14 protein-coding genes, 1 pseudogene and 1 riboswitch are annotated in these 21,215 nt (G+C 72.2%); of the genes and pseudogenes, 12 read left to right on the top strand and 3 right to left on the bottom strand.

Going from position 1 to position 21,215, the window contains the following annotated elements:
- Positions 1-257 precede the first annotated feature (257 nt).
- The 6 genes from SSBG_RS05670 to SSBG_RS05645 all read left to right on the top strand — a co-directional run bounded on the left by SSBG_RS05670 (position 258) and on the right by SSBG_RS05645 (position 7,818).
- A complete protein-coding gene (locus SSBG_RS05670) occupies positions 258-2,381 on the top strand; it encodes a DNA gyrase/topoisomerase IV subunit B (protein ID WP_008745244.1) in 2,124 nt (707 codons plus the stop codon).
- Positions 2,382-2,846: 465 nt separating this feature from the next.
- Positions 2,847-3,383 carry a DUF1453 family protein gene (locus SSBG_RS05665; RefSeq protein WP_008745243.1) on the top strand — a complete coding sequence of 179 codons (537 nt, stop codon included), beginning with the start codon at positions 2,847-2,849 and terminating at the stop codon, positions 3,381-3,383.
- Entirely contained in the window at positions 3,380-4,882 is a 1,503-nt protein-coding gene (locus SSBG_RS05660) for a histidine kinase (RefSeq protein ID WP_008745242.1), read from the top strand. Before SSBG_RS05665 ends, SSBG_RS05660 begins: the two co-directional genes overlap by 4 nt.
- Complete coding sequence (locus SSBG_RS05655) at positions 4,879-5,658, top strand: response regulator transcription factor (RefSeq protein WP_008745241.1); 780 nt, start codon at positions 4,879-4,881, stop codon at positions 5,656-5,658. The genes SSBG_RS05660 and SSBG_RS05655 overlap by 4 nt, the downstream gene beginning before the upstream one ends.
- Before the next feature lie 55 nt (positions 5,659-5,713).
- Positions 5,714-6,229 (top strand): DUF485 domain-containing protein, encoded by a 516-nt coding sequence (locus SSBG_RS05650; RefSeq protein ID WP_037871148.1) that lies wholly within the window; start codon positions 5,714-5,716, stop codon positions 6,227-6,229.
- A complete protein-coding gene (locus SSBG_RS05645) occupies positions 6,226-7,818 on the top strand; it encodes a solute symporter family protein (RefSeq protein WP_008745239.1) in 1,593 nt (530 codons plus the stop codon). Before SSBG_RS05650 ends, SSBG_RS05645 begins: the two co-directional genes overlap by 4 nt.
- Positions 7,819-7,952: 134 nt before the next feature.
- Here the strand turns inward: SSBG_RS05645 and SSBG_RS05640 are convergent, their stop codons facing one another.
- A complete protein-coding gene (locus SSBG_RS05640) occupies positions 7,953-8,891 on the bottom strand; it encodes a sucrase ferredoxin (protein WP_008745238.1) in 939 nt (312 codons plus the stop codon).
- 294 nt (positions 8,892-9,185) lie between these two features.
- On the opposite strand from SSBG_RS05640, the gene SSBG_RS05635 reads away from it, so the two are divergent.
- Both SSBG_RS05635 and SSBG_RS05630 read left to right on the top strand, forming a co-directional pair.
- Entirely contained in the window at positions 9,186-10,193 is a 1,008-nt protein-coding gene (locus tag SSBG_RS05635; protein WP_008745237.1) for a LacI family DNA-binding transcriptional regulator, read from the top strand.
- 168 nt (positions 10,194-10,361) lie between these two features.
- Positions 10,362-11,552 carry a CobW family GTP-binding protein gene (locus SSBG_RS05630; protein WP_234010388.1) on the top strand — a complete coding sequence of 397 codons (1,191 nt, stop codon included), beginning with the start codon at positions 10,362-10,364 and terminating at the stop codon, positions 11,550-11,552.
- A 91-nt stretch (positions 11,553-11,643) separates the two neighbouring features.
- Here SSBG_RS05630 and SSBG_RS05625 read toward each other — a convergent pair whose 3' ends face one another.
- A complete protein-coding gene (locus SSBG_RS05625) occupies positions 11,644-12,897 on the bottom strand; it encodes an IS701 family transposase (RefSeq protein WP_037869003.1) in 1,254 nt (417 codons plus the stop codon).
- A 137-nt stretch (positions 12,898-13,034) separates the two neighbouring features.
- Positions 13,035-15,503, bottom strand: a complete 2,469-nt coding sequence (locus tag SSBG_RS05620) for a DNA gyrase/topoisomerase IV subunit A (RefSeq protein WP_008745235.1) — start codon at positions 15,501-15,503, stop codon at positions 13,035-13,037.
- A 584-nt stretch (positions 15,504-16,087) separates the two neighbouring features.
- Between SSBG_RS05620 and SSBG_RS05615 the strand changes: the two genes are divergently transcribed.
- The 4 genes and pseudogenes from SSBG_RS05615 to SSBG_RS05600 all read left to right on the top strand — a co-directional run.
- The gene (locus SSBG_RS05615) at positions 16,088-17,461 is read left to right on the top strand and encodes a M16 family metallopeptidase (protein ID WP_008745234.1); all 1,374 of its coding nucleotides are present in this window, start codon (positions 16,088-16,090) and stop codon (positions 17,459-17,461) included.
- 20 nt (positions 17,462-17,481) lie between these two features.
- A complete protein-coding gene (locus SSBG_RS05610) occupies positions 17,482-18,867 on the top strand; it encodes a M16 family metallopeptidase (protein WP_199781434.1) in 1,386 nt (461 codons plus the stop codon).
- A gap of 647 nt (positions 18,868-19,514) precedes the next feature.
- Positions 19,515-19,665, top strand: a riboswitch (cyclic di-AMP (ydaO/yuaA leader).
- 12 nt (positions 19,666-19,677) lie between these two features.
- Positions 19,678-20,436: pseudogene (locus SSBG_RS05605) on the top strand (M23 family metallopeptidase); the annotation flags it as partial.
- Between the two features lie 269 nt (positions 20,437-20,705).
- The coding region (locus tag SSBG_RS05600) for a GntR family transcriptional regulator (RefSeq protein ID WP_037869021.1) at positions 20,706-21,215 on the top strand (510 nt) is incomplete at its 3' end.

Here is a 21,215-nt window from a genome sequence, read left to right as displayed (position 1 = left end):
ACATCCTCCCGGCTGGATTGCCGGTCTGTGCATGAGGACGTGCCCGGAGCCTAGATGGTTCATGCGTGGAAGGGAACGTGACATGAGAGTCACCGCCTTCCGTGTTCGAACGGGTGTGTGATTCTGCACTAGGGTGGGTTTGAAGCGAGGGTGGCGTCACAGCGGCTCTACCTGGCCTCGGTACCCTCTGAGCGGCGTCCCGGACGGGACGTTGAGCCAATAGGCCCCAGAAGAAAATTCAGCGAGGAGCGAACCGCGTGACCGCCGATACATCCGTGTCGTCGACAGCTCTGCTGGCAGGAGCAGATCGCGACGACTCCAACTACACCGCGCGGCACCTGCTCGTCCTGGAGGGCCTGGAAGCGGTGCGCAAGCGGCCCGGTATGTACATCGGGTCGACCGACAGCCGCGGTCTCATGCACTGCCTGTGGGAGATCATCGACAACTCCGTCGACGAAGCTCTTGGCGGGTACTGCGACCACATCGACGTGACCCTGCACGCGGACGGCTCCGTGGAGGTGCGGGACAACGGGCGCGGCATCCCCGTGGACGTCGAGCCCAAGACCGGCCTCTCCGGGGTCGAGGTCGTCATGACCAAGCTGCACGCCGGCGGGAAGTTCGGCGGCGGCTCGTACGCGGCCTCCGGCGGCCTGCACGGCGTCGGCGCCTCGGTCGTCAACGCGCTCTCGGCGCGTCTGGACATCGAGGTGGACCGGGGCGGCTCGGTGCACGCCACGAGCTTCCGGCGGGGGGTCCCCGGCCAGTTCAAGGGTACGGGCCCCGACGGCGCCTTCGAGCCCACGACGGGGCTGCGCAGGGTCAAGCGCATCCCCAAGACCCGCACCGGCACCAGGGTCCGCTACTGGGCGGACCGGCAGATCTTCCTCAAGGACGCGAAGCTCTCGCTGGAGACCCTGCACCAGCGGGCCCGCCAGACCGCGTTCCTCGTACCGGGACTCACCCTCGTCGTCCGCGACGAGTACGGCCTCGGCGAGGGCGGTGCCAAGGGCGAGGAGTCCTTCCGCTACGACGGCGGGATCAGCGAGTTCTGCGAGTACCTCGCCCGCGACAAGGCCGTCTGCGACGTGCTGCGGCTGAGCGGGCAGGGCACCTTCAAGGAGACCGTGCCTGTCCTCGACGAGCACGGGCAGATGACCCCCACGGAGGTCGTCCGCGACCTCGGCGTGGACGTGGCCCTGCGCTGGGGCACCGGGTACGAGACCACGGTGCGCTCCTTCGTGAACATCATCGCGACCCCCAAGGGCGGCACCCACGTCACCGGTTTCGAGCGGGCCGTCACCCGTACGGTCAACGACGTCCTGCGCGGCGCCAAGCTGCTGCGGGTCGCCGAGGACGACGTCGTCAAGGACGACGCCCTGGAGGGCCTCACGGCCGTCGTCACGGTGCGTCTGGCCGAGCCGCAGTTCGAGGGGCAGACCAAGGAGGTGCTGGGCACCTCGGCCGCCAACCGCATCGTCGCGAACGTCGTGGCCAAGGAGCTGAAGGCGTTCCTGACCTCGACCAAGCGCGACGCGAAGGCGCAGGCGCGCGCGGTGCTCGACAAGGTCGTCGCCGCCGCCCGCACCCGCATCGCCGCACGTCAGCACAAGGAGGCGCAGCGCAGGAAGACGGCGCTGGAGTCCTCCTCGCTGCCCGCGAAGCTCGCCGACTGCCGCAGCGACGACGTGGACCGCAGCGAGCTGTTCATCGTGGAGGGCGACTCCGCGCTCGGCACCGCGAAGCTCGCGCGCAACTCCGAGTTCCAGGCGCTGCTGCCCATCCGGGGCAAGATCCTCAACGTGCAGAAGTCCTCGGTCTCGGACATGCTCAAGAACGCCGAGTGCGGGGCGATCATCCAGGTCATAGGAGCTGGCTCGGGGCGCACCTTCGACCTCGACGCGGCGCGCTACGGCAAGATCATCCTGCTCGTGGACGCCGATGTGGACGGGGCGCACATCCGCTGCCTCCTGCTCACGCTCTTCCAGCGCTACATGCGCCCGATGGTCGAGGCGGGCCGGGTCTTCGCGGCCGTTCCGCCCCTGCACCGCATCGAGCTGAGCCAGCCGAAGAAGGGGCAGGACAAGTACGTCTACACGTACTCGGACCGTGAGCTGCGCGAGACGCTGCTCGACTTCGAGCGCAAGAACGTCCGGTACAAGGACTCCATCCAGCGCTACAAGGGTCTCGGCGAGATGGACGCCGACCAGCTCGCGGAGACGACGATGGACCCCAGGCACCGCACCCTGCGGCGGATCAGCATGAACGACCTGGACAGCGCCGAGCGGGTCTTCGACCTGCTCATGGGCAACGAGGTCGCGCCGCGCAAGGAGTTCATCACGAACTCCGCGGCGACGCTGGACCGCTCGCGTATCGACGCGTAGGCGGCAGGGGGTTTCGGAGAGGGGAGTGGGGGGCCTCGGCCTCGGGCGGAGGACCCCCCAGCGGGTGGAGGGCCGCGGCGGGTGGGCAGACCCGGCGGACGGGCGGGCGCGGCGGTCCGCCCGCCTCCGGCCGCATGGTGAGCCAACGGTGGCGGGTCGCGCGTGCGATGGCTCACCGGCCACCGGGCGAAGGCGCGGCGGGCTGCCGGCTTCGGACCGGGCCTGCGGCGTGTGGCCACCCCTCCTCCCGCCTGCGGCGGCGGGTTCTGCGCGCTCCCGCCCGCAGCGCCTCCCGGAGTCAGCGGGGCTTCGTTTCTCCACCCCGGCACTCCGGATCTTCCCGTTTCTCCACCCTGGGGTGGAGAAACAAGATCCATCCGTTTTCCACCCTGGCTCCGATGCCCTGACCAGGCGCCTTCCGTAGTTTCGATGGTGTCCGAGACACCCCGACCTACGGAGGCACACATGTCCGGGGCTCTGGAGATCCTGCTCGTCGCGGCGGCAGTCGCCCTCATCGCATTCAGGCTGTTCCGGGCTCAGCGCGTCGACAACCGTCGGCGCTGGTGGCTCCTGCCCGGCATCCTCGCCGTCGTCGCCCTGCGCGAGCCGGGCCTCGTCGACCACGCGCACTCTTCGGCGGCGGTCGCCCTCCTGCTGCTCAACGTGCTCGCCGGACTGCTCACCGGCGCCGCCTGGGCCTGGACCTCACGGGTCTGGCGGGCGGCCGACGGGAGCGTGTGGTCCGCCGGCTCGAAGGCGGCCGGTGTCGTGTGGTGCGGCGGCATCCTGGTGCGCGTCGCGCTCTACGGCGTGGGCTCCTCGCTCGGGATAGCGCAGCACGCACCCGTCCTCCTCCTGGGGCTGGCGGCCACCTTCCTCGCACGCGGGCTCCTCCTCAACCGCCGGGCCGCTCTTCTCGGACCGACGTACGGTGAGGGTTCCGCGGCCCCGAAGAGGGTCCGCGGGAACGACCGCGCATCCCGCTCGAAGGACCGTGTATGAGGAAGGACCTCTGGTCGGCCTGGCCCTCGCGCGAGGCACTCTCGCGGGAGAGCCGCCGCCGGGTGGAGAGCCAGGCCCGGGCCGCCGCGAACCGGGGTGTCCGGTTCGCGCTGCTCTGCTTCCTCGTATGGGTCAGCCACGCTCTGAACCCGCACGCCGGGCCGGCCCGGGTGATCGGCGGGCTCGTGCTGCTTAGCCTCGCGATCGCCGCCTTGCGACGGTTCTTCCGGGTGACCCGGGAACATCACCTCCGGTCCGCCGTCCCCTGCATGGCCGCCCTCCTGCTCTCGGGCGCAGGGGCCTGGGGTCTCGGCTGGCACCTCCTCTCCTCCGTCGTCTGGTGCCTGGCCGCCGTCATCGCGCTGGAGCGGCTGCCGCTGGGCTGGGGTGCTGCGGCGGCGGTGCTGGGGCTCGGGGCGTACTTCACGACGGACCGGGACAACTGGATCGCGACGCTGGGCACCTGTGGCGGCCTCTTCATGGCGGGGCTCGTGATGCGCCTCGACGCGGAGGCACGGGGAGCGGCGCACCGCCTGCTCATCGAGGAGCGGTCGAGTCAGGCGGCGCGAGCGGAGTCCGCCGCGCTGGCGGAGCGGGCCAGGATCGCCAGAGAGATACACGACGTGCTCGCCCACAGCCTCTCGGCACAGCTCGTGCACCTGGAGGCGGCGAGAATCCAGCTCGAACAGGGCGCGGACCGCGGGCAGATCATGGACCGGGTGGTGGCGGCGCGGGCGATGGCCCGGGAGGGGCTGGAGGAGACCCGGCAGGCGCTCTCCGCTCTGCGCGGCGACATGGCACCCGTGGCCGAGGCGCTCGCCGAGCTGGCCGCGCGAGAGGGCACGGTGCTGCGGGTGGAGGGCGAGGCGCGACCGGTCGCGGCGGAGGCGGGACAGACCCTGCGGAGGGTCGCTCAGGAGGCCGTGACCAATGTGCGCAAGCACGCGCCGGGCGCGCGACCACGACTGCGCCTCGTCTACGGTCCGGAGACCATCGAACTGGAGGTGCGCAACGGGCCCGGAAGGCAGGCGTGGGGCGAACGCGCGGCACGGAGCGGGAGCGGCGGACGTTTCGTGACCGGCGCGACCCACGCGGTGGAGGACTTCACCGGCACGGGACCGGGCGGGACCGACGACGCGGACCGGCGGGGCGAAGGGGACGGGTACTTCGAGGCGAGCGCGCGGGGCGAGCCGACCGGACGTGTCGAAGGAGCTGCCGGGCGGGAGAAGGCGACGGCCGGTAAGACAGGTGGAGCGGCGGGAGCCGTGCGTGCGCGGAGTGCGGGCGGCCGGGGAGATGGCGCGGGGGCGGAAGGCGGCGTGGGGACGGGGGAGATGGCGGCGGAGAGCGTCGGCGGGGCGGACCTGGCGGGTACGGGCAGCGGCTACGGTGTCCGGGGGATGCGGGAGCGGGCCGAACTGCTGGGCGGCACGCTGTCGGCAGGACCGCCTGGGGATGGTGAGGAAGGGTTCGTGGTGCGACTCAAGGTGCCGGCGTGAGCGCGCGGGTGGTGGTCGCCGACGACCAGTCGGTGGTCCGTGAGGGCATCGTGATGCTGCTCGGCCTGCTGCCGGGGATCGAGGTGGTGGGCTCGGCGCGGGACGGCGAGGAAGCGGTGCGCCTCGTGGGGGAGCTCGGCCCCGACGTGGTCCTCATGGACCTGCGGATGCCGCGGTGCGACGGGGTGGAGGCGACGCACAGAATCCGGGCGGAGCACCCGGGGACACAAGTGGTCGTCCTCACCACGTACGCGGACGACCAGGACCTCTTCCCGGCCCTGCGCGCGGGGGCCAGGGGGTATCTCACCAAGGACGCCGGGGGCGCGGAGATCGTGCGGGCCATCGAGGACGTGCTGTCGGGCGAGGCGGGGCTCGCGCCGGGGATTCAGCGGCGCCTTCTCGACCGGATCGCGGGCGAGGGCCCGGCCGACGAGCGGGGCCGGGCGGCGCCGGGCCGGTCGGGGGAGGACACCGCGGGCGCCGACCGGGGCGCGGCGTCAGGAGCAGCGGCGTCGCGGCCACGGGGCCTTCAGAAGGACGGGGCCGGAACTGTGCCGCCGGACGGGCTGACGGCGCGGGAGGTTGAGGTGCTGGTGCTCATCGCGCAGGGGCTGAGCAACGCGGACATCGCACGTGCGCTCCATGTGTCCGCCGCCACGGTGAAGACCCACATCAACAATCTGTTCGCCAAAGCGGGCCTTCGTGATCGCGCACAGGCTGTCCGATATGCCTATCTGCACGGGATGGTTACGCCACCGGGTTCCGCTCTCACCTGAAAGGGTGAAATTTCCGGTCCTGGGCGCCTCGGGTCTTTCCGCACTGCTCATTCTTGTGCTCGCGGCTCAGCTCGCCGCGGACAAGGAGAGTTCGGTGGAAAAGCACGATGGTCGTGAAGCCGGACAGGTCCGGCTCGACGACCCCTGGCGGGATTCCCTCGCCTCCGGCTGGAACGGAACGGACGGGGCCAGAGCCCCGGCACCCACCGTTCCCGCACCCGCCTCCGAGCCGGAGCCGGCCCGTCGGGCGGCGGACGTCTACCTGGAGGTGCAGCACAGCCCCGCTTTCCAGGAAGTGCGTCGCCGGTATCGCAGCTTCGCCTTCCCGGCGGCGGCGGCGTTCTTCCTCTGGTACGTCGCCTACGTGGTCGCCGCGACGATGGCGCCGGACCTGATGGGCCGGCCGGTCGCCGGGGTCATCAACATCGCGATGGTGGCGGGACTCGCGCAGTTCCTCACCACCTTCCTGCTGACGTGGGCCTACGCCCGTCACGCCAGGCTTCGCCGGGACCGGGCGGCGCTCGAACTGCGCTGGGACACACAGGAGATGACGCGAGGAGTGCGGCGTTGAGCAGCAACCACGAGACTCTGGCGCTGGTGCTGTTCAGCGCCTTCGTAGTGGTCACTCTGGGCATCACGACCTGGGTCAGCCGCAACAGGCACGGCTCCGCCGAGGAGTTCTACGCCGGCGGGCGGCTCTTCACGCCGATGGAGAACGGATTCGCCATCGCGGGCGACTACATGTCCGCCGCCTCGTTCCTGGGCATCGCGGGCCTCATCGCCCTCGTCGGGTACGACGGGCTGCTCTACTCGGTCGGCTTCCTCGTCGCCTGGCTCGTCGTCCTGCTGCTCGTCGCCGAACTGGTGCGCAACTGCGGCCGGTTCACCCTGGCGGACGTGGTGGCCGCGCGGATGAGCGCGCCCCGGCTGCGGGTCGCGACGGGGTCCGCCTCGGTCACCGTCTCGGTGCTCTACCTGGTTGCGCAGATGGTCGGCGCGGGCTCCCTGGTGGCCCTGCTCCTCGGCGGCACGAGTGGCGCGGCACGGGTGTGGACCGTCATCGGCGTGGGCGCGCTCATGATCATCTACGTCTCCTTCGGCGGGATGCGGGCCACGACGTGGATTCAGATCGTCAAGGCGGTGCTCCTGATGGCCGGGGCGATCACCCTGACCGTCCTCGTCCTGCTCCGCTTCCACGGCGACGTGAACCAGCTCCTCAAGAGCGCCGCCGAACGCAGCGGACACGGCATGGACTTCCTCAAGCCGGGCCTCCAGTACGGCGGGGACTGGACCTCCCGCTTCGACTTCATCAGCCTCGGTCTTGCTCTCGTCCTCGGCACGGCGGGCCTGCCGCACATCCTGTCGCGCTTCTACACCGTGCCGACCGCGCGCGCCGCGCGGCGATCGGTGGTGTGGTCGATCGGCCTCATCGGGGCCTTCTACCTCATGACGATCGTGCTGGGCTTCGGTGCCGCGGCGCTCGTCGGCTCGGACGAGGTGCGGCGGTCCAACGCGGCGGGGAACACGGCGATCCCGCTGCTCGCCCTCGACCTCGGCGGGGGCGAGAACTCCACGGGAGGCACGGTGCTCTTCGCCGTGCTCGCCGCGGTCGCCTTCGCCACGATCCTCGCCGTCGTCGCGGGCATCACGCTCGCGTCCTCCGCTTCCGTCGCCCACGACCTCTACGCGACGCTGCACCGCCCCGGACGCAAGCAGCGCAGCGAGGTCGCGGTGGCGAGGCTCGCCGCAGCCGGTATCGGCGTGCTCGCGATCGTGCTGAGCCTGCTCGTGAGCGATCTGAACGTCGCCTTCCTGGTGGGCCTCGCCTTCGCGGTCGCGGCCTCGGCGAACCTGCCGATCCTGCTCTACTCGCTCTTCTGGCGCCGGTTCACCGTGCGGGGCGGGGCCTGGTCCGTCTACGGCGGGCTCGCGCCCGCGCTGCTGCTCGTGCTCTTCTCGCCCGTCGTCTCCGGCGGCCCCGACTCCATCGTCTCCGGCGTCGACTTCCACGTCTTCCCGCTGGAGAACCCGGGGCTCGTCTCCATCCCGCTCGGCTTCCTCTTCGGCTGGATCGGGACGATCACGTCCAAGGAGACGCCGGACGAGGCGAAGCACGCCGAGACCGAGGTCCGTTCCCTCACCGGCGCGGGAGCGGTCTGAGCCCCATGCGCTGTCAGGCCGCGTCCGGGTGGCGGCCGCTGCGGCGGTGAGCCGCTGCCCCGCCCGGTCCGGGCCGCGCGAGGTACGGGTACGGGGCGTTCTCTCCTTCGTGGGGAGGCGCCCCGTAGGCGTGTTCAGCCTGCGGCGGGGGCTTCGGCCGTCAGCCGCACGACCTCGAAGCGGGCCGGGAGGCCGAGGGCCGCGCCGCAGCTCTCCGGGCGTGCCTCGCCGGTGGCCGTACGCAGCACGTCGGCCGTCCAACGGCGGCCGTCGGCGTGTGCGACGCGGACGCGACGCAGCGCGGGGTCCTCGCCCGGCGGCAGGCCGCACGCGGTCAGGACCTCCGCCCGTTCCTCGCCCGTCTCCGCACGTACCGTCAGTTCGGCCGCCTGCTCGGGGCGTTCCCACGAGGAGCGGCCCCGGCAGCCGTCGAGGAGCACGCGCCCCGAAGCGGCGGCGCGCTGGGCAGCCCGCGCGAGCGCGGCGTCGGCGCGACCGTAGGCGTAGCCGTACGGGAGGACGAGCAGGGTGGGGGAGAAGCGGTGACCGCCGAGGTGCGTCACCTCCCAGACGCCTTCGGTGTCGGCCGCGCTCAGCTCCGCCGCGAGGGGGCGGCCGAGGAGCGCGCAGCAGCGGTCCCGCTTGCCGTTGGCGCAGACGCAGACGAGCGGGGCGCCGGTGTACGGGGTGCCGCCGAGGCCGCCGGCCCGGCCGGTGAAGGAAGCTGCCGTCCCGCCGCCCAGTTCCTTGAGGTTCAGGCTCAGGAGCTGTTCCGGGTCCTCGATCCTTGCCTCGTGCACCCAGCCCTGCCCGGGCACGACGTGCGCGGCCAAGACCCGGCGGGTGGTCGCGGGCTCCGTGCGACCGGGGCGGCGGATGAGACCGAGACGCACCCCGGTGCCCCGCGCGGCCTCCTCCAGCCGTCGCCCGAGACCGGGATCGAGGCGGCTGGAGGTCAGTGCCTTGGCGCCCCAGGGGCCCGGCTGTTCCACGAGGAGCCAGGTGCGGGCGGTGGCCGCCGTACCGGCGACGGGCTCGTCGAGGACACGCGAGGCATTGGCACACATACTCACGAAGGTGAGCCTAACCGCACCGGAACGCGGTCGCGCCTCGCCCGCCGCACCACGAGCGCTGCCGCCCCGGTGACGGGCGCGCGGGGCGGGCGCGGTGACAGGCGCGCGCGAGCCGTAGCGACAGGCGTGCGCGCGGGCGCGGTGACAGGTGACAGGTGACAGGCGTGCGCGGCGGCCGTGGTGACATTCGTGCGCGGCGGACGCGGCAGGACGAGCAGAATCCGGCGGAAGTCGGCGGCGTAATTTTCAGTATCCCCGCAAACCGCTTGCGGCTCTTGCGCTAATCTTTCGGCCATGACACGTCGACTAGCCCAAGTGGCCCAGAAGGTCGGAGTCAGCGAGGCCACGGTCAGCCGAGTCCTCAACGGGAAGCCGGGGGTGTCCGAAAACACGCGCCAAGCGGTGCTCTCGGCGCTCGACGTGCTCGGTTACGAGCGGCCCACGCAGTTGCGCGGAGAGCGGGCCCGGCTCGTCGGCCTCGTCCTGCCCGAGTTGCAGAACCCGATCTTCCCGGCCTTCGCCGAGGTCATCGGCGGGGCGCTCGCGCAGCAGGGCCTCACGCCCGTGCTCTGCACGCAGACCAAGGGGGGCGTCTCCGAGGCCGACTACGTCGATCTCCTCCTCCAGCAGCAGGTCTCCGGCGTGGTCTTCGCGGGTGGGCTGTACGCGCAGGCCGAGGCGCCGCACGACCACTACCGCAGGCTCGCGGAGCGCCGGATTCCGGTCGTGCTCATCAACGCGGCGATCGAGCAGCTCGGCTTCCCCGGCGTCTCCTGCGACGACGCCGTCGCGGTCGAGCAGGCGTGGCGCCACCTGTCCTCGCTCGGCCACGAGCGCATCGGTCTGGTCCTCGGCCCGGCCGACCACGTCCCCTCGCAGCGCAAGCTCGCCGCCGCCCGGCAGCTCGCCGCGGCGGAGGGCCGCGAGCTGCCCGAGGCGCACGTGGTCCGGGCGATGTTCTCGCTGGAGGGCGGGCAGGCCGCGGCGGCCCGGCTCCTCGACCAGGGGGTGACCGGCTTCGTGTGCGCGAGCGACCCCTACGCGCTCGGGGTCGTCCGCGCGGCGAAGCGGCGCGGGCTGTCGGTGCCCGGCGAGGTGTCCGTGGTCGGTTTCGACGACTCCGCGTTCATGAACTGCACGGAGCCGCCGCTCACGACCGTGCGCCAGCCCATCGAGGCGATGGGGCGGGCCGCGGTGGATCTGCTCGCGGTGCAGATCGCGGGGGCGACGGCGACGGTCGAGGAACTGCTGTTCGAGCCGGAGCTGGTGGTGCGCGGCTCCACGGGCCAGGCGCCGCGCTGAACCGGCGCGGCGCACGCCCTGCGGGGCGGCGCGCCGGGCCCGGTCGTGGAGCGACGGCAGCGCGCCGGGCAGCGTGCGCGGTCGCCGCCGGTGCGGGCCGGACGTGGTGAGCGCGGGGCGTGCGGGGCGTGCGGGAAACGTCCGGCCGCGACTTCGTAGGCTGGGGCGGTGACAGCGGAAGAATCAGAAGGTGCCGCCGCGCGGCAGATTCCTGTCGTGGTGCTGTCCGGGTTCCTCGGGGCCGGGAAGACCACGGTGCTCAACCACCTGCTCCACAGCAGCCGGGGCAGCCGGATCGCGGTGCTCGTCAACGACTTCGGCAGCATCGAGATCGACGCGATGGCCGTCGCCGGCCAGGCGGGCTCGACGGTCTCGCTCGGGAACGGCTGCCTGTGCTGCGCCGTCGATGTGAGCGAACTGGACGAACAGCTCGCCCGGCTCACCGCGCCCGGGCTGCGTGTCGACCTCGTCGTCATCGAGGCGAGCGGCCTCGCGGAGCCGGCCGAGCTGGTCCGGATGGTCCTCGCCGGGGACAATCCGCGACTCGTCTACGGCGGGCTGGTGGAGGTCGTCGACGCGGCCGAGTTCCCGGCGACCCGCGCCCGCCACCCGGGGCTGGGCACCCGGCTCGCGGTCGCCGACCTCGTCGTCCTCAACAAGACCGACCGGATCACCGGCGCCGAACGCGCGGCCCTGCTCGCCGAGGTCCGCTGCCTGGCGCGCGGTGCGGCCGTCGTGCCCGTCACGCACGGACGCCTTGACCCGGAACTGCTCTTCGACCGCCGCCCCGTCACCGAGCGGCGCGGACAGCTCTCCTTCGACGACCTGCGCGCCGAGGAGGAGCCCGCCCCGCACCTGCACGAGGGATACGAGAGCGTGGCGCGGAGCTACGAGACGCCGCTCGACCCCGTCCGGCTCATGTCCTTCCTGGAAGGGCGCCCCGACGGCCTCTACCGGATCAAGGGATACGTGGACTTCGGCGCCGCCGATCCGCTCCACCGCTACGGTGTGCACACCGTGGGCCGCTTCCTCGGCTTCGTCCCCGAGCCCTGGCCCGAGGGCGCGCCCCGCCGTACCGAGCTCGTGCTCATCGGCGCGGGGATCGACGCCGGCCGCGTCGCCGCCGCGCTCGATGCCTGCCGCGAGGAGGAACTGGCCGCCGCGCCCGACGCGTTGACGCTCGCCGGGGGAGCGGACGCGGACGGTCAGCGCCGCATGTGGGGCGTGCTGCGGTACGTACGGGACCCGGAGGCGGACCTCGGCGACGGCACAGGGCCCGAGCACGAGCCCGAGCCCCCGCACGAGCGCGACCCCGACCCCGACCCCGGAGCCGAGTCCCGGGCCGGGCTCGCGTTCTAGTACTCCAGCAGCGGTTCGTGTCCTGAGCTGCGTTTTTGGTAGTGGCAGCGGCGGGCGGTGGCTTGGTGGTGTCTTCTCCAGGCTGACCACTTCAGTGCGTGGGTGACTGGGTCGGGGTGGGGTCGGGGGCGGGGAAGGAGAGTGTCCAGGAGGCGTCTGATTTCTGCCACGGTGAGCGGGGCGAGAGAGGTTCGTTTCCAAAGCCCCCTTTTTCGGGCTCGTCGGCGGCTTGGGCTGCGAGTGAGGTCAGGACGGCGTGGGCGAGCATGGCCAGGGTGATGTGCCGGTACCAGCCGACGTAGCGGCGGACCTCGTACTCGTCCAGGCCGCACTCGTTCTTCGCCGCCTGGAAGCATTCCTCGATCGCCCAGCGTGTGCCGGCCGCCCGCACCAGGTCGGCGACAGTGGTGCTCGTGGGCGCGTAGGCGAAGTAGTAGGCGGTCTCCTCGGGCCGTGCCACGCTGCGCCGGGCCAGCACCCATCGGTGGTGGGCTGACTCGTCGCCGTCGAAGAGGGCGATCGACGGCAGTCTCGCGCTCGCCCAGTCGTAGACCCTGGGGCCCTTGGCCCCGTTGCCGCAGGACAGCCGCTGCCAGGCATCCTGGGGCGCCTGGGCGATGAGCTCGTCGATCCGCCAGAACCCCGTCAAGCTCTTGACCTGCTGAGACTTCGGAACAGCGACGACGTAACCGACATCGAGTTCCTCCAGCAGGCGGCGGAACTTCCAGTCCTGCCCATAGGCCTCGTCCGCCGTCACCCACCGCGCCGGCAGACCGGCGGCCAGCGTCCGGGTAACCATCGCCCTCGCGAGTTCACCCTTGGTCGCGAACTCCCGCTCGTCGGGAACCTTCGCCGCCCGGCAGCGTTCCCGATCCCCTGTCCACGCCTTCGGGAGATACAGCTCCCGGTCGACCAGGGCACGTCCGCGAGACGTGGCGTAGGCGGCGAAGACCCCGACCTGACAATTGTCGATCTTGCCCGAGGTGCCGGTGTACTGCCTGCCCACACCCGCCGACGTGATCCCCTTCTTGATGAAACCGGTGTCATCGATGATCAGGACCCCGTCATCACCGAGCACCTCGGCCACATACTCGCGGACATCGTCCCGCACCGCGTCCGCATCCCAGACGCTGGAGTTCAGCAGCCGCTGGAACCCGTCAGGACTACGGTGCCCCGCCCACTCCGCGAGCTGCCAGCCGTTCTTACGCGCCACACGAGCCAGCAGACCCCGAACGTAATCCCGCATCCGCCACCGCAGATCCGCCCGAGCAAACCGACCCGCGACCCGAGCGAACACAGCCTCCAACTCCGCGGACCATACAGCTACTTCACCCAGCTCCCTCATACCAGGAGAACGACAAAGACCAGCTCAGGACACGAACCGCTGCTGGAGTACTAGCCGGGGCCCGCGGCCCTCGGCCGCCCACCCGCGGGCCCGTGCGCGTGGCATGACGCGCACGGCCCGCCGGTGGCGGCCTCCGGTCAGGCCGGTCCCGCCACCGCGGCGACGGGCTTGTCGAGCGAGACACCGGAGCCGTCGCGACGCGGGTCGGGCTCGGGAAGCGTGGCCGGGGCTCCGTTGCGCTGGGCGGCGCGGGCCGGGACCGGCCCCGCCCAGGCGAAGCTGAGGCAGTCCTCGCCCTTGAGGAAGCGCTGGCAGCGCACCCCGCCGGTGGCCCGGCCCTTGCGCGGGAACTGGTCGAACGGGGTGAGCTTGGCCGTCGTCTGCACCGAGTCGTCCAGGGTGCCGCGCGAGCCGGCCACCGTGAAGACGGCCGCGTCGACCGCCGGGTCGACCACGTCGAAGGAGAGGACCTTCGCGCCCTCGGTGAGCTTGACCCCGGCGACCCCGCCCGCCGGGCGGCCCTGGGCACGTACCGCCGACGCCGGGAAGCGCAGCAGTTGCGCGTCGTCGGTGATGAAGACGAGGTCCTCCTCACCCGTGCGCAGTTCGGCGGCGCCGACGATCCGGTCGCCCTCGCGCAGGGTGATGACCTCCAGCTCCTCGCGGTTGGCCGGGTAGTCGGGCACGACGCGCTTCACGACGCCTTGCGCCGTACCGAGCGCGAGCCCCGGCGAGGACTCGTCCAGGGTGCACAGGCAGACCAGCGTCTCGTCGCCCTCCAGGCGCAGGAACTCCGCCACCGGCGCCCCGCCCACGAGCGCGGGACCGGCGCCCTCGGCGAGCTGGGGCAGGTCCACGACCGTCAGGCGCAGGAGCCGGCCCGCCGAGGTGACGGCGCCGACCTCGCCGCGGGCCGTCGCGGGCACCGCCGAGCGGATCACGTCGTGCTTGGCGCGCTTGGCCGAGCCCTCCTGAAGCGGCTCGGTGCCCGGCGTCCGCGCGATGACACCGGTCGAGGAGAGCAGGACCCGGCACGGGTCGTCCGCGACCTGGAGCGGGATCGCCGCGACGGGGCTGTCGGCCGACTCCAGCAGCACGGTACGGCGCGGGGTGCCGTGCTTCTTGGCCACGGCCGCGAGTTCGGAGGAGACGAGCTTGCGCAGCTCGGCGTCCGATTCGAGGATCGCGGTCAGTTCCTCGATCTCGGCGTTGAGCCGGTCGCGCTCGGACTCCAGTTCAAGCCGGTCGAACTTGGTGAGCCGGCGCAGCGGGGTGTCGAGGATGTACTGCGTCTGCGTCTCGCTCAGCGAGAAGTGCTCGATGAGGCGCTGCTTCGCCTCGGCCGAGTTCTCGCTGGAACGGATGAGGCGGATGACCTCGTCGATGTCGACGAGCGCGACGAGCAGGCCCTCCACGAGGTGCAGCCGGTTCAGGCGCTTCGTGCGCCGGAACTCGCTGCGCCGCCGCACCACGGAGAAGCGGTGGTCGAGGTAGACCTCCAGCATCTCCTTGAGGCCGAGCGTGAGCGGCTGACCGTCCACGAGGGCCACGTTGTTGATGCCGAAGGACTCCTCCATCGGCGTCAGCTTGTAGAGCTGTTCGAGCACGGCCTCGGGCACGAAGCCGTTCTTGATCTCGATGACGAGCCGCAGCCCGTGCTCGCGGTCGGTGAGGTCCTTGACGTCCGCGATGCCCTGGAGCTTCTTCGAGCCGACGAGGTCCTTGATCTTCGCGATGACCTTCTCGGGGCCGACTGTGAACGGCAGTTCCGTCACGACGAGGCCCTTGCGGCGCGCCGTCACGTTCTCGACCGTCACGGTGGCACGGGTTTTGAAGCTGCCGCGCCCGTTCGCGTACGCGTCGCGAATCCCCCCGAGGCCCACGATGCGGCCACCGGTGGGCAGGTCCGGGCCCGGCACGTGCTTCATCAGCGCGTCAAGATCCGCGTTCGGGTACCGGATCAGGTGGCGCGCCGCCGCGACGACCTCGCCGAGGTTGTGCGGGGCCATGTTCGTCGCCATGCCGACAGCGATCCCGGAGGCACCGTTGACCAGCAGGTTCGGATAGGCGGCCGGGAGCGTGAGCGGCTCCTGCTCCTGGCCGTCGTAGTTGGGCGCGAAATCGACGGTGTTCTCGTCGATCGAGTCCGTCATCAGCATCGCCGCGTCGGCCATGCGGGACTCGGTGTACCGCATCGCGGCCGGCGGGTCGTCGTTGCCCAGCGAGCCGAAGTTGCCGTGCCCGTCCACGAGCGGGACGCGCATGGAGAAGGACTGCGCCATGCGGACGAGCGCGTCGTAGATGGAGGCGTCCCCGTGCGGGTGGAGCTTGCCCATCACCTCGCCGACGACACGGGCGCACTTGACGTAACCGCGCTCGGGCCGCAGACCCATCTCGTTCATCTGGTAGACGATGCGTCGCTGCACCGGCTTGAGCCCGTCCCTGGCGTCGGGGAGCGCCCGGGAGTAGATCACGGAGTACGCGTACTCCAGGTAGGAGCTCTGCATCTCGTCGACGACGTCGATGTCGAGGATTCTCTCCTCGAAGTCTGCCTCGTCGGCCCGGGAGGTGCCCCGAGACGGGGTTTTCGTGCTGCGGCGGGCCATCGCTGCTGCGGCTCCTTCGCGTTCTCGTCACGGCATCGGCTGTACTGCGGCTGTACTGACGCGGACCATTGTGGACCGCCGCGCGGACAGTCCCGACCTCGACCCGTCCGCAGACCGCCGCGCGGTCTCACGGAGCCGGGCCCGTGGGGTACTTCCGGCGGAGGCAGGCCCCTCCGTCCGGAGAAGGACCCGTCCCTCCCCGGACGGACCCGGAGTCGTCCGCCCCGGCGTGTCCTCCCCCGTGCGCCGGATGTGCCCGAGCGCGGCGGGCACCGCGTCCGGGCCCGTCCGGGACCGTCTCCTCCGTACGTACCGGAGCGGCGCGCGGGTACGTACCCGACCGGCGCGCGGCGCGGGCGCGGACCACCCCGCGCGCCCCCGCGCCGCACAGTCGCGCCGTATGCGCCGATCCGTGGGGAAGAAGTCCGGGGGCGGGAACTTCCCCGCTCGTCGGTGCGGTTGCATAGAGTGACAGCGCGAGGAGACAGCAGCGATTCCGACCGACAACGATTCCGACGCAACAGCTGTACGACGAGCCCCCCGGCGCCGCGCGGCGGCCACGAGCGGTTCGGCGACACGAAGGGATGTACATGCCCATGGGTGACACGGCCACCGAGCGGGCCGGCTCCGGCGGTCTGACCGCGACGGAGCACCGGCTCGCCAACGGACTGCGCGTGGTCCTCTCCGAGGACCACCTGACCCCGGTGGCGGCCGTCTGCCTCTGGTACGACGTCGGCTCGCGCCACGAGGTGGCGGGCCGCACCGGCCTCGCCCACCTCTTCGAGCACCTCATGTTCCAGGGCTCGGCACAGGTCAAGGGGAACGGGCACTTCGAGCTGGTCCAGGGCGCCGGCGGTTCCCTCAACGGTACGACGAGCTTCGAGCGCACCAACTACTTCGAGACGATGCCCTCCAACCAGCTGGAGCTCGCGCTGTGGCTGGAGGCCGACCGCATGGGCTCCCTGCTCACCGCGCTCGACCTGGAGTCCCTGGACAACCAGCGCGCGGTGGTCAAGAACGAGCGCCGCCAGCGGTACGACAACGTGCCCTACGGCACCGCCTTCGAGAAGCTCACCGCGCTCGCCTACCCCGAGGGCCACCCCTACCACCACACCCCCATCGGCTCGATGGCGGACCTCGACGCGGCGACCCTGGAGGACGCCCGCGCCTTCTTCCGCACGTACTACGCGCCGAACAACGCGGTCCTCTCGGTCGTCGGCGACATCGACCCGGAGCAGACCCTCGCCTGGGTCGAGAAGTACTTCGGCTCGATCCCGGGCCACGACGGCAAGCAGCCGCCGCGCGACGGCTCCCTGCCCGAGGTGATGGGCGGGCAGCTCCGCGAGACCGTGCGCGAGGACGTGCCCTCGCGCGCGCTCATGGCCGCCTACCGCCTCCCGGAGGACGGCACCCGCGCCGGGGACGCCGCCGACGTGGCGCTCACCGTCCTCGGCGGCGGCGAGTCCTCGCGGCTCTTCAACCGCCTCGTGCGCCGCGACCGTTCGGCCGTCGCGGCCGGTTTCGGGCTGCTGCGCCTCGCGGGCGCGCCCTCGCTCGGCTGGCTCGACGTCAAGACGAGTGCGGGCGTGGAGATCCCGGCGATCGAGGCGGCCGTGGACGAGGAACTGGCCCGCTTCGCGGAAGAGGGGCCGACGGCCGAGGAGATGGAGCGCGCCCAGGCCCAGCTGGAGCGCGAATGGCTCGACCAGCTCGACACCGTCGCGGGCCGCGCCGACCAGTTGTGCCGATACGCCGTGCTCTTCGGCGACCCGCAGCTCGCCTTCACCGCGGTGGACCGCCTCCTCACGATCACCGCCGACGAGGTGCGCGAGATCGCCGCGGCGCGGCTGCGCCCGGACAACCGCGCGGTCCTCGTCTACGAGCCCACCGCGCCTGAGCAGACCCCCGCCGCCGAGGAAGCGGCCACCGACCAGGACGAGGAGGCGGCGCAGCAGTGAGTGACGCCGTGCAGAGCACCATGGAGTTCCACCCGCGCCCCCAGCCGGGTCCCGCCAAGCCCTGGGCCTTCCCCGCCCCGGAGCGCTCCACCCTGTCCAATGGCCTGACCCTGCTGCGCTGCGAGCGCCCCGGTCAGCAGCTCGTCGCCGTGGAGGTGCTGCTCGACGTTCCGCTCGACGCCGAGCCGAAGGGCCTCGACGGCCTCGGTACGATCCTCGCGCGCGCCTTCACCGAGGGCACCGACAAGCACTCCGCCGAGGAGTACGCCGCCGAACTGGAGCGCTGCGGCGCGACGCTCGACGCGCACGCGGACCACGCGGGTCTCCGCCTCTCCCTCGAAGTGCCCGTCTCGCGTCTCGCCAAGGGGCTCGACCTGCTCGCCGAGGCGCTGCGTGCCCCCGCCTTCGCGGAGACCGAGATCGAGCGGCTGGTGCGCAACCGGCTGGACGAGATCCCGCACGAGGCCGCCAACCCGGCCCGTCGCGCGGCCAAGGAGCTGTTCAAGCAGCTCTTCCCGGCCGGCAGCCGCATCTCCCGGCCCCGCCAGGGCACGGCGGAGACCGTGGAGGCGATCGACGCGAAGGCCGTACGGGACCTCTACGAGCGGCACGCGCACCCGGCCACGGCCACCGTGGTCGTCGTCGGGGACTTCGCGGGCGCGGACCTCGACGCGCTGCTCGCGGAGAGCCTCGGCACCTGGCAGGGCTCCGCCCCCGCCTCGCCGCCCATGAGCCCGATCACCTCGGACGACACCGGCCGCGTCTACATCGTGGACCGCCCGGGCTCGGTGCAGACGCAGCTCCTCATCGGCCGTACGGGCCCCGACCGGCACGACCCGGTGTGGGCGGCGCAGGTGCTCGGCACCTACTGCCTCGGCGGGACGCTCACCTCGCGCCTCGACCGGGTGCTGCGCGAGGAGAAGGGCTACACCTACGGGGTGCGCGCCTTCGGTCAGGTGCTGCGCTCCGGGAGCCCGGCCGGGGGCACGGGGCTCGCGCCGGGGGCGGCGCTCCTCGCGATCAGCGGTTCGGTCGACACCGAGTCCACCGGGCCCGCGCTCGCGGACCTGTGGAAGGTGCTGCGCGACCTCGCGGCGGGCGGGCTCACCGACGCCGAGCGCGAGACGGCCGAGCAGAACCTCGTGGGCGTCGCGCCGCTCAAGTACGAGACGGCCGCCGCCGTCGCGGGGACGCTCGCCGACCAGGTCGAGCAGCGGCTGCCCGACGACTTCCAGGCCGCCTTCTACCGCCGTCTCGCCGAGACGGGCACGGTCGAGGCCACGGCCGCCGTCGTCAACGCCTTCCCGGCGGACCGGCTCGTGACGGTCCTGGTCGGCGACGCGGCACAGATCGCCGATCCGGTCCGGGAGCTGGGGATCGGGGAAGTGACGGTGGTGCAGGGCTGAGGCCCCGGGGGACGGGCGCGGCCGGGAGGGCGGCGGCGCCCGTCCGATCCGGGGTGTTCGCCGGGTGGCCCGGCGGCCTACTGGCCCGGTGGTCCGGTGGCCTGCTGGTCCGGTGGCCTGCGGTCGGCTCTCTCCGGGGCGCCGACGCGGCCGTCACGGTGCCGCCCCGCGCCTGGCCGCGAACCGTCCTTTCCCGACGCGGCCGCTCACCTACAGCCCGGAACGCCCGTTTCCCGTCCGGCTCGCTCGCCCGTCGGTGGCTGAGCCTCCGTCAGGTGTGCCCGCACAAGCGCTCACTCCGGCGACTGCCGGTCGGTCCTCCGCTTTCTGCCGGGAGCCGACACGGCCTTCATCGTGCCGCCCCACGCATGAACCCTTCGCCCCCGCCACCACGTGCGCGGCCCGACCCCCACACTCCGCCGACCACTCACCAGCCCCGACGCGCCCCGCCCCCGCCGCCCCGGCGCTCCACCTCGGCTCCGTGAGCCGCCCCCCCGGGCCCCCGCCACCATGTCCGGATTGGGCGCATGACGCCCCGTCTGGGGTGTGGCATGGGCAACAAAGGAGCGGTTGCGTTTGATGCGGAAGTCTTGTCCCGCTTAGCGTCACTCGGCTGTTCGTCGGGTATGCGCCGCGACCGCGGCAGCGGGCAGCCATCGCCGAGTTCCGGGGCTCGTACCCGGGAGCCGGGGACCCATGTGTCCCATGGGGTGAATCGGGCGCCGTCCGCGGTGGCCGTAGGAGACCTTCCTGCTCCGAACCCGTCAGCTAACCCGGTAGGCGAGAGGGAAGGAAAGGAACAACCGCTTCATGGCGTTCACGCGCCCCGCGGGCCGGCACCGCCGCCCCGCCGCAGCCTCCCGTGCCGGGGTGAGGGCCGCGGGCCTCGCCGCGCTCACGACCGGTTCCGTCGTCGGGACCCTCGCGGCCCCCGCCCACGCCGCGGCTCCGGACGGCCCCGATACCGGCCTCACCCGCGTCATCGCCTTCGACAGCGTCGCCGGCGAGATCGCCACGCAGGCCTCCCTCGTCCACTCCGCCGCCGAGCAGGACGCCGCCGAGGCCAGGGCCGCGGCCGAGGCGAGCAAGCAGGCCGAGCGGGCGAAGCTTGAGGCCGAGCGGAAGAAGGAAGCGCGGGAGCGGGCCGCGCGGGCCGCCGAGCGCAAGCGCCTCAACACCTTCGTCGCGCCGGTCACCGGCTCCTACGTCTCGACCGGTTACCACGCCAGCAGCTCGCTGTGGTCCTCCGGCAGCCACACCGGCATCGACTTCCACGCCGCGAGCGGCACGAGCGTCCACGCCGTCGGCGCCGGGACGGTCGTCAAGGTGGACTGGGGCGGGGCGTACGGGAACGAGGTCGTGCTCCGGATGCACGACGGGACGTACACGCAGTACGGGCACCTCACCGCCGCCACCGTCGCGGTCGGGCAGACCGTGACCGCCGGTCAGCAGATCGCCGTCTCCGGCGCCACGGGCAACGTCACCGGCCCCCACCTCCACTTCGAGGCCCGCACGAGTCCCGAGTACGGCTCCGACATGGACCCGCTCGCCTACCTGCGCGGCCACGGGCGTCGAGGTCTGACCCCCACCCCCGCGCCACCCCGCGTCCCCCCGACGCTCCCCGAAGCCCCCGGCCCGCCCGCGGGGGCTTCCGGCGTTCGCCCGCCCTTTCCACCCCGAACCCCCCGTAAACAGCGCATCGAAGCCCGGAACAATCCGGTGGACGCGCCCTGTCGTACTGAATTCTTCGCTGTTCTCATAAGCTCACTGCTCTAATGGAGTCACCTCGCGGACGTTCAACGGCAGCGATTCGCGGTGATGAATGCGGAGGTCGGGTCATGAGCATTCCCGCGCACTCGGTATGCACGGCGATCAGGGACGACATCGTGTCGGGTGTGTACGAGCGGGGGAGCCGGCTCACGGAGGAATCGCTCGCGCGGAGATACGGGGTCTCGCGGGTCCCGGTGCGGGAGGCGCTGCGCACGCTGGAGGCGGAGGGCTTCGTGGTCACGCGCCGGCACGCGGGGGCGCAGGTCGCCGAGCCGGGGGCGCAGGAGGCCGTGGACGTCCTGGAGACGCGGCTGCTCCTGGAACCGCTGTGCGCGGCGCGCGCCGCGCAGCGCAGGACCGAGGCGCACCTCAAGGTGCTGCGCGGCCTCGTCAGGCTGGGGCAGGAGCGGGCGCGCCGGGGCCAGGAGGAGGACCTGCGCTCGCTGGGCGCCTGGTTCCACGAGACGCTCGCCCAGGCCAGCGCCAGCGAGACCCTGACCTCGCTCCTGACCCTGCTGCGGCACAAGATCGCGTGGATGTACGTGGTCGAGTCGCCCGACCGCCCGCAGGAGTCCTGG

Source organism: Streptomyces sp. SPB074, from assembly GCF_000154905.1.
Taxonomy (GTDB): Bacteria; Actinomycetota; Actinomycetes; order Streptomycetales; family Streptomycetaceae; genus Streptomyces.
This window is presented reverse-complemented; position numbering and strand designations above follow the sequence as displayed.

Coding starts and splice junctions, on each gene's coding strand:
- SSBG_RS05665 (WP_008745243.1), top strand. CDS start 2,847: ATGTCCGGGGCTCTGGAGATCCTGCTCGTCGCGGCGGCAGTCGCCCTC.
- SSBG_RS05660 (WP_008745242.1), top strand. CDS start 3,380: ATGAGGAAGGACCTCTGGTCGGCCTGGCCCTCGCGCGAGGCACTCTCG.
- SSBG_RS05635 (WP_008745237.1), top strand. CDS start 9,186: ATGACACGTCGACTAGCCCAAGTGGCCCAGAAGGTCGGAGTCAGCGAG.
- SSBG_RS05625 (WP_037869003.1), bottom strand. CDS start 12,897: ATGAGGGAGCTGGGTGAAGTAGCTGTATGGTCCGCGGAGTTGGAGGCT.
- SSBG_RS05620 (WP_008745235.1), bottom strand. CDS start 15,503: ATGGCCCGCCGCAGCACGAAAACCCCGTCTCGGGGCACCTCCCGGGCC.
- SSBG_RS05615 (WP_008745234.1), top strand. CDS start 16,088: ATGTACATGCCCATGGGTGACACGGCCACCGAGCGGGCCGGCTCCGGC.
- SSBG_RS05610 (WP_199781434.1), top strand. CDS start 17,482: ATGGAGTTCCACCCGCGCCCCCAGCCGGGTCCCGCCAAGCCCTGGGCC.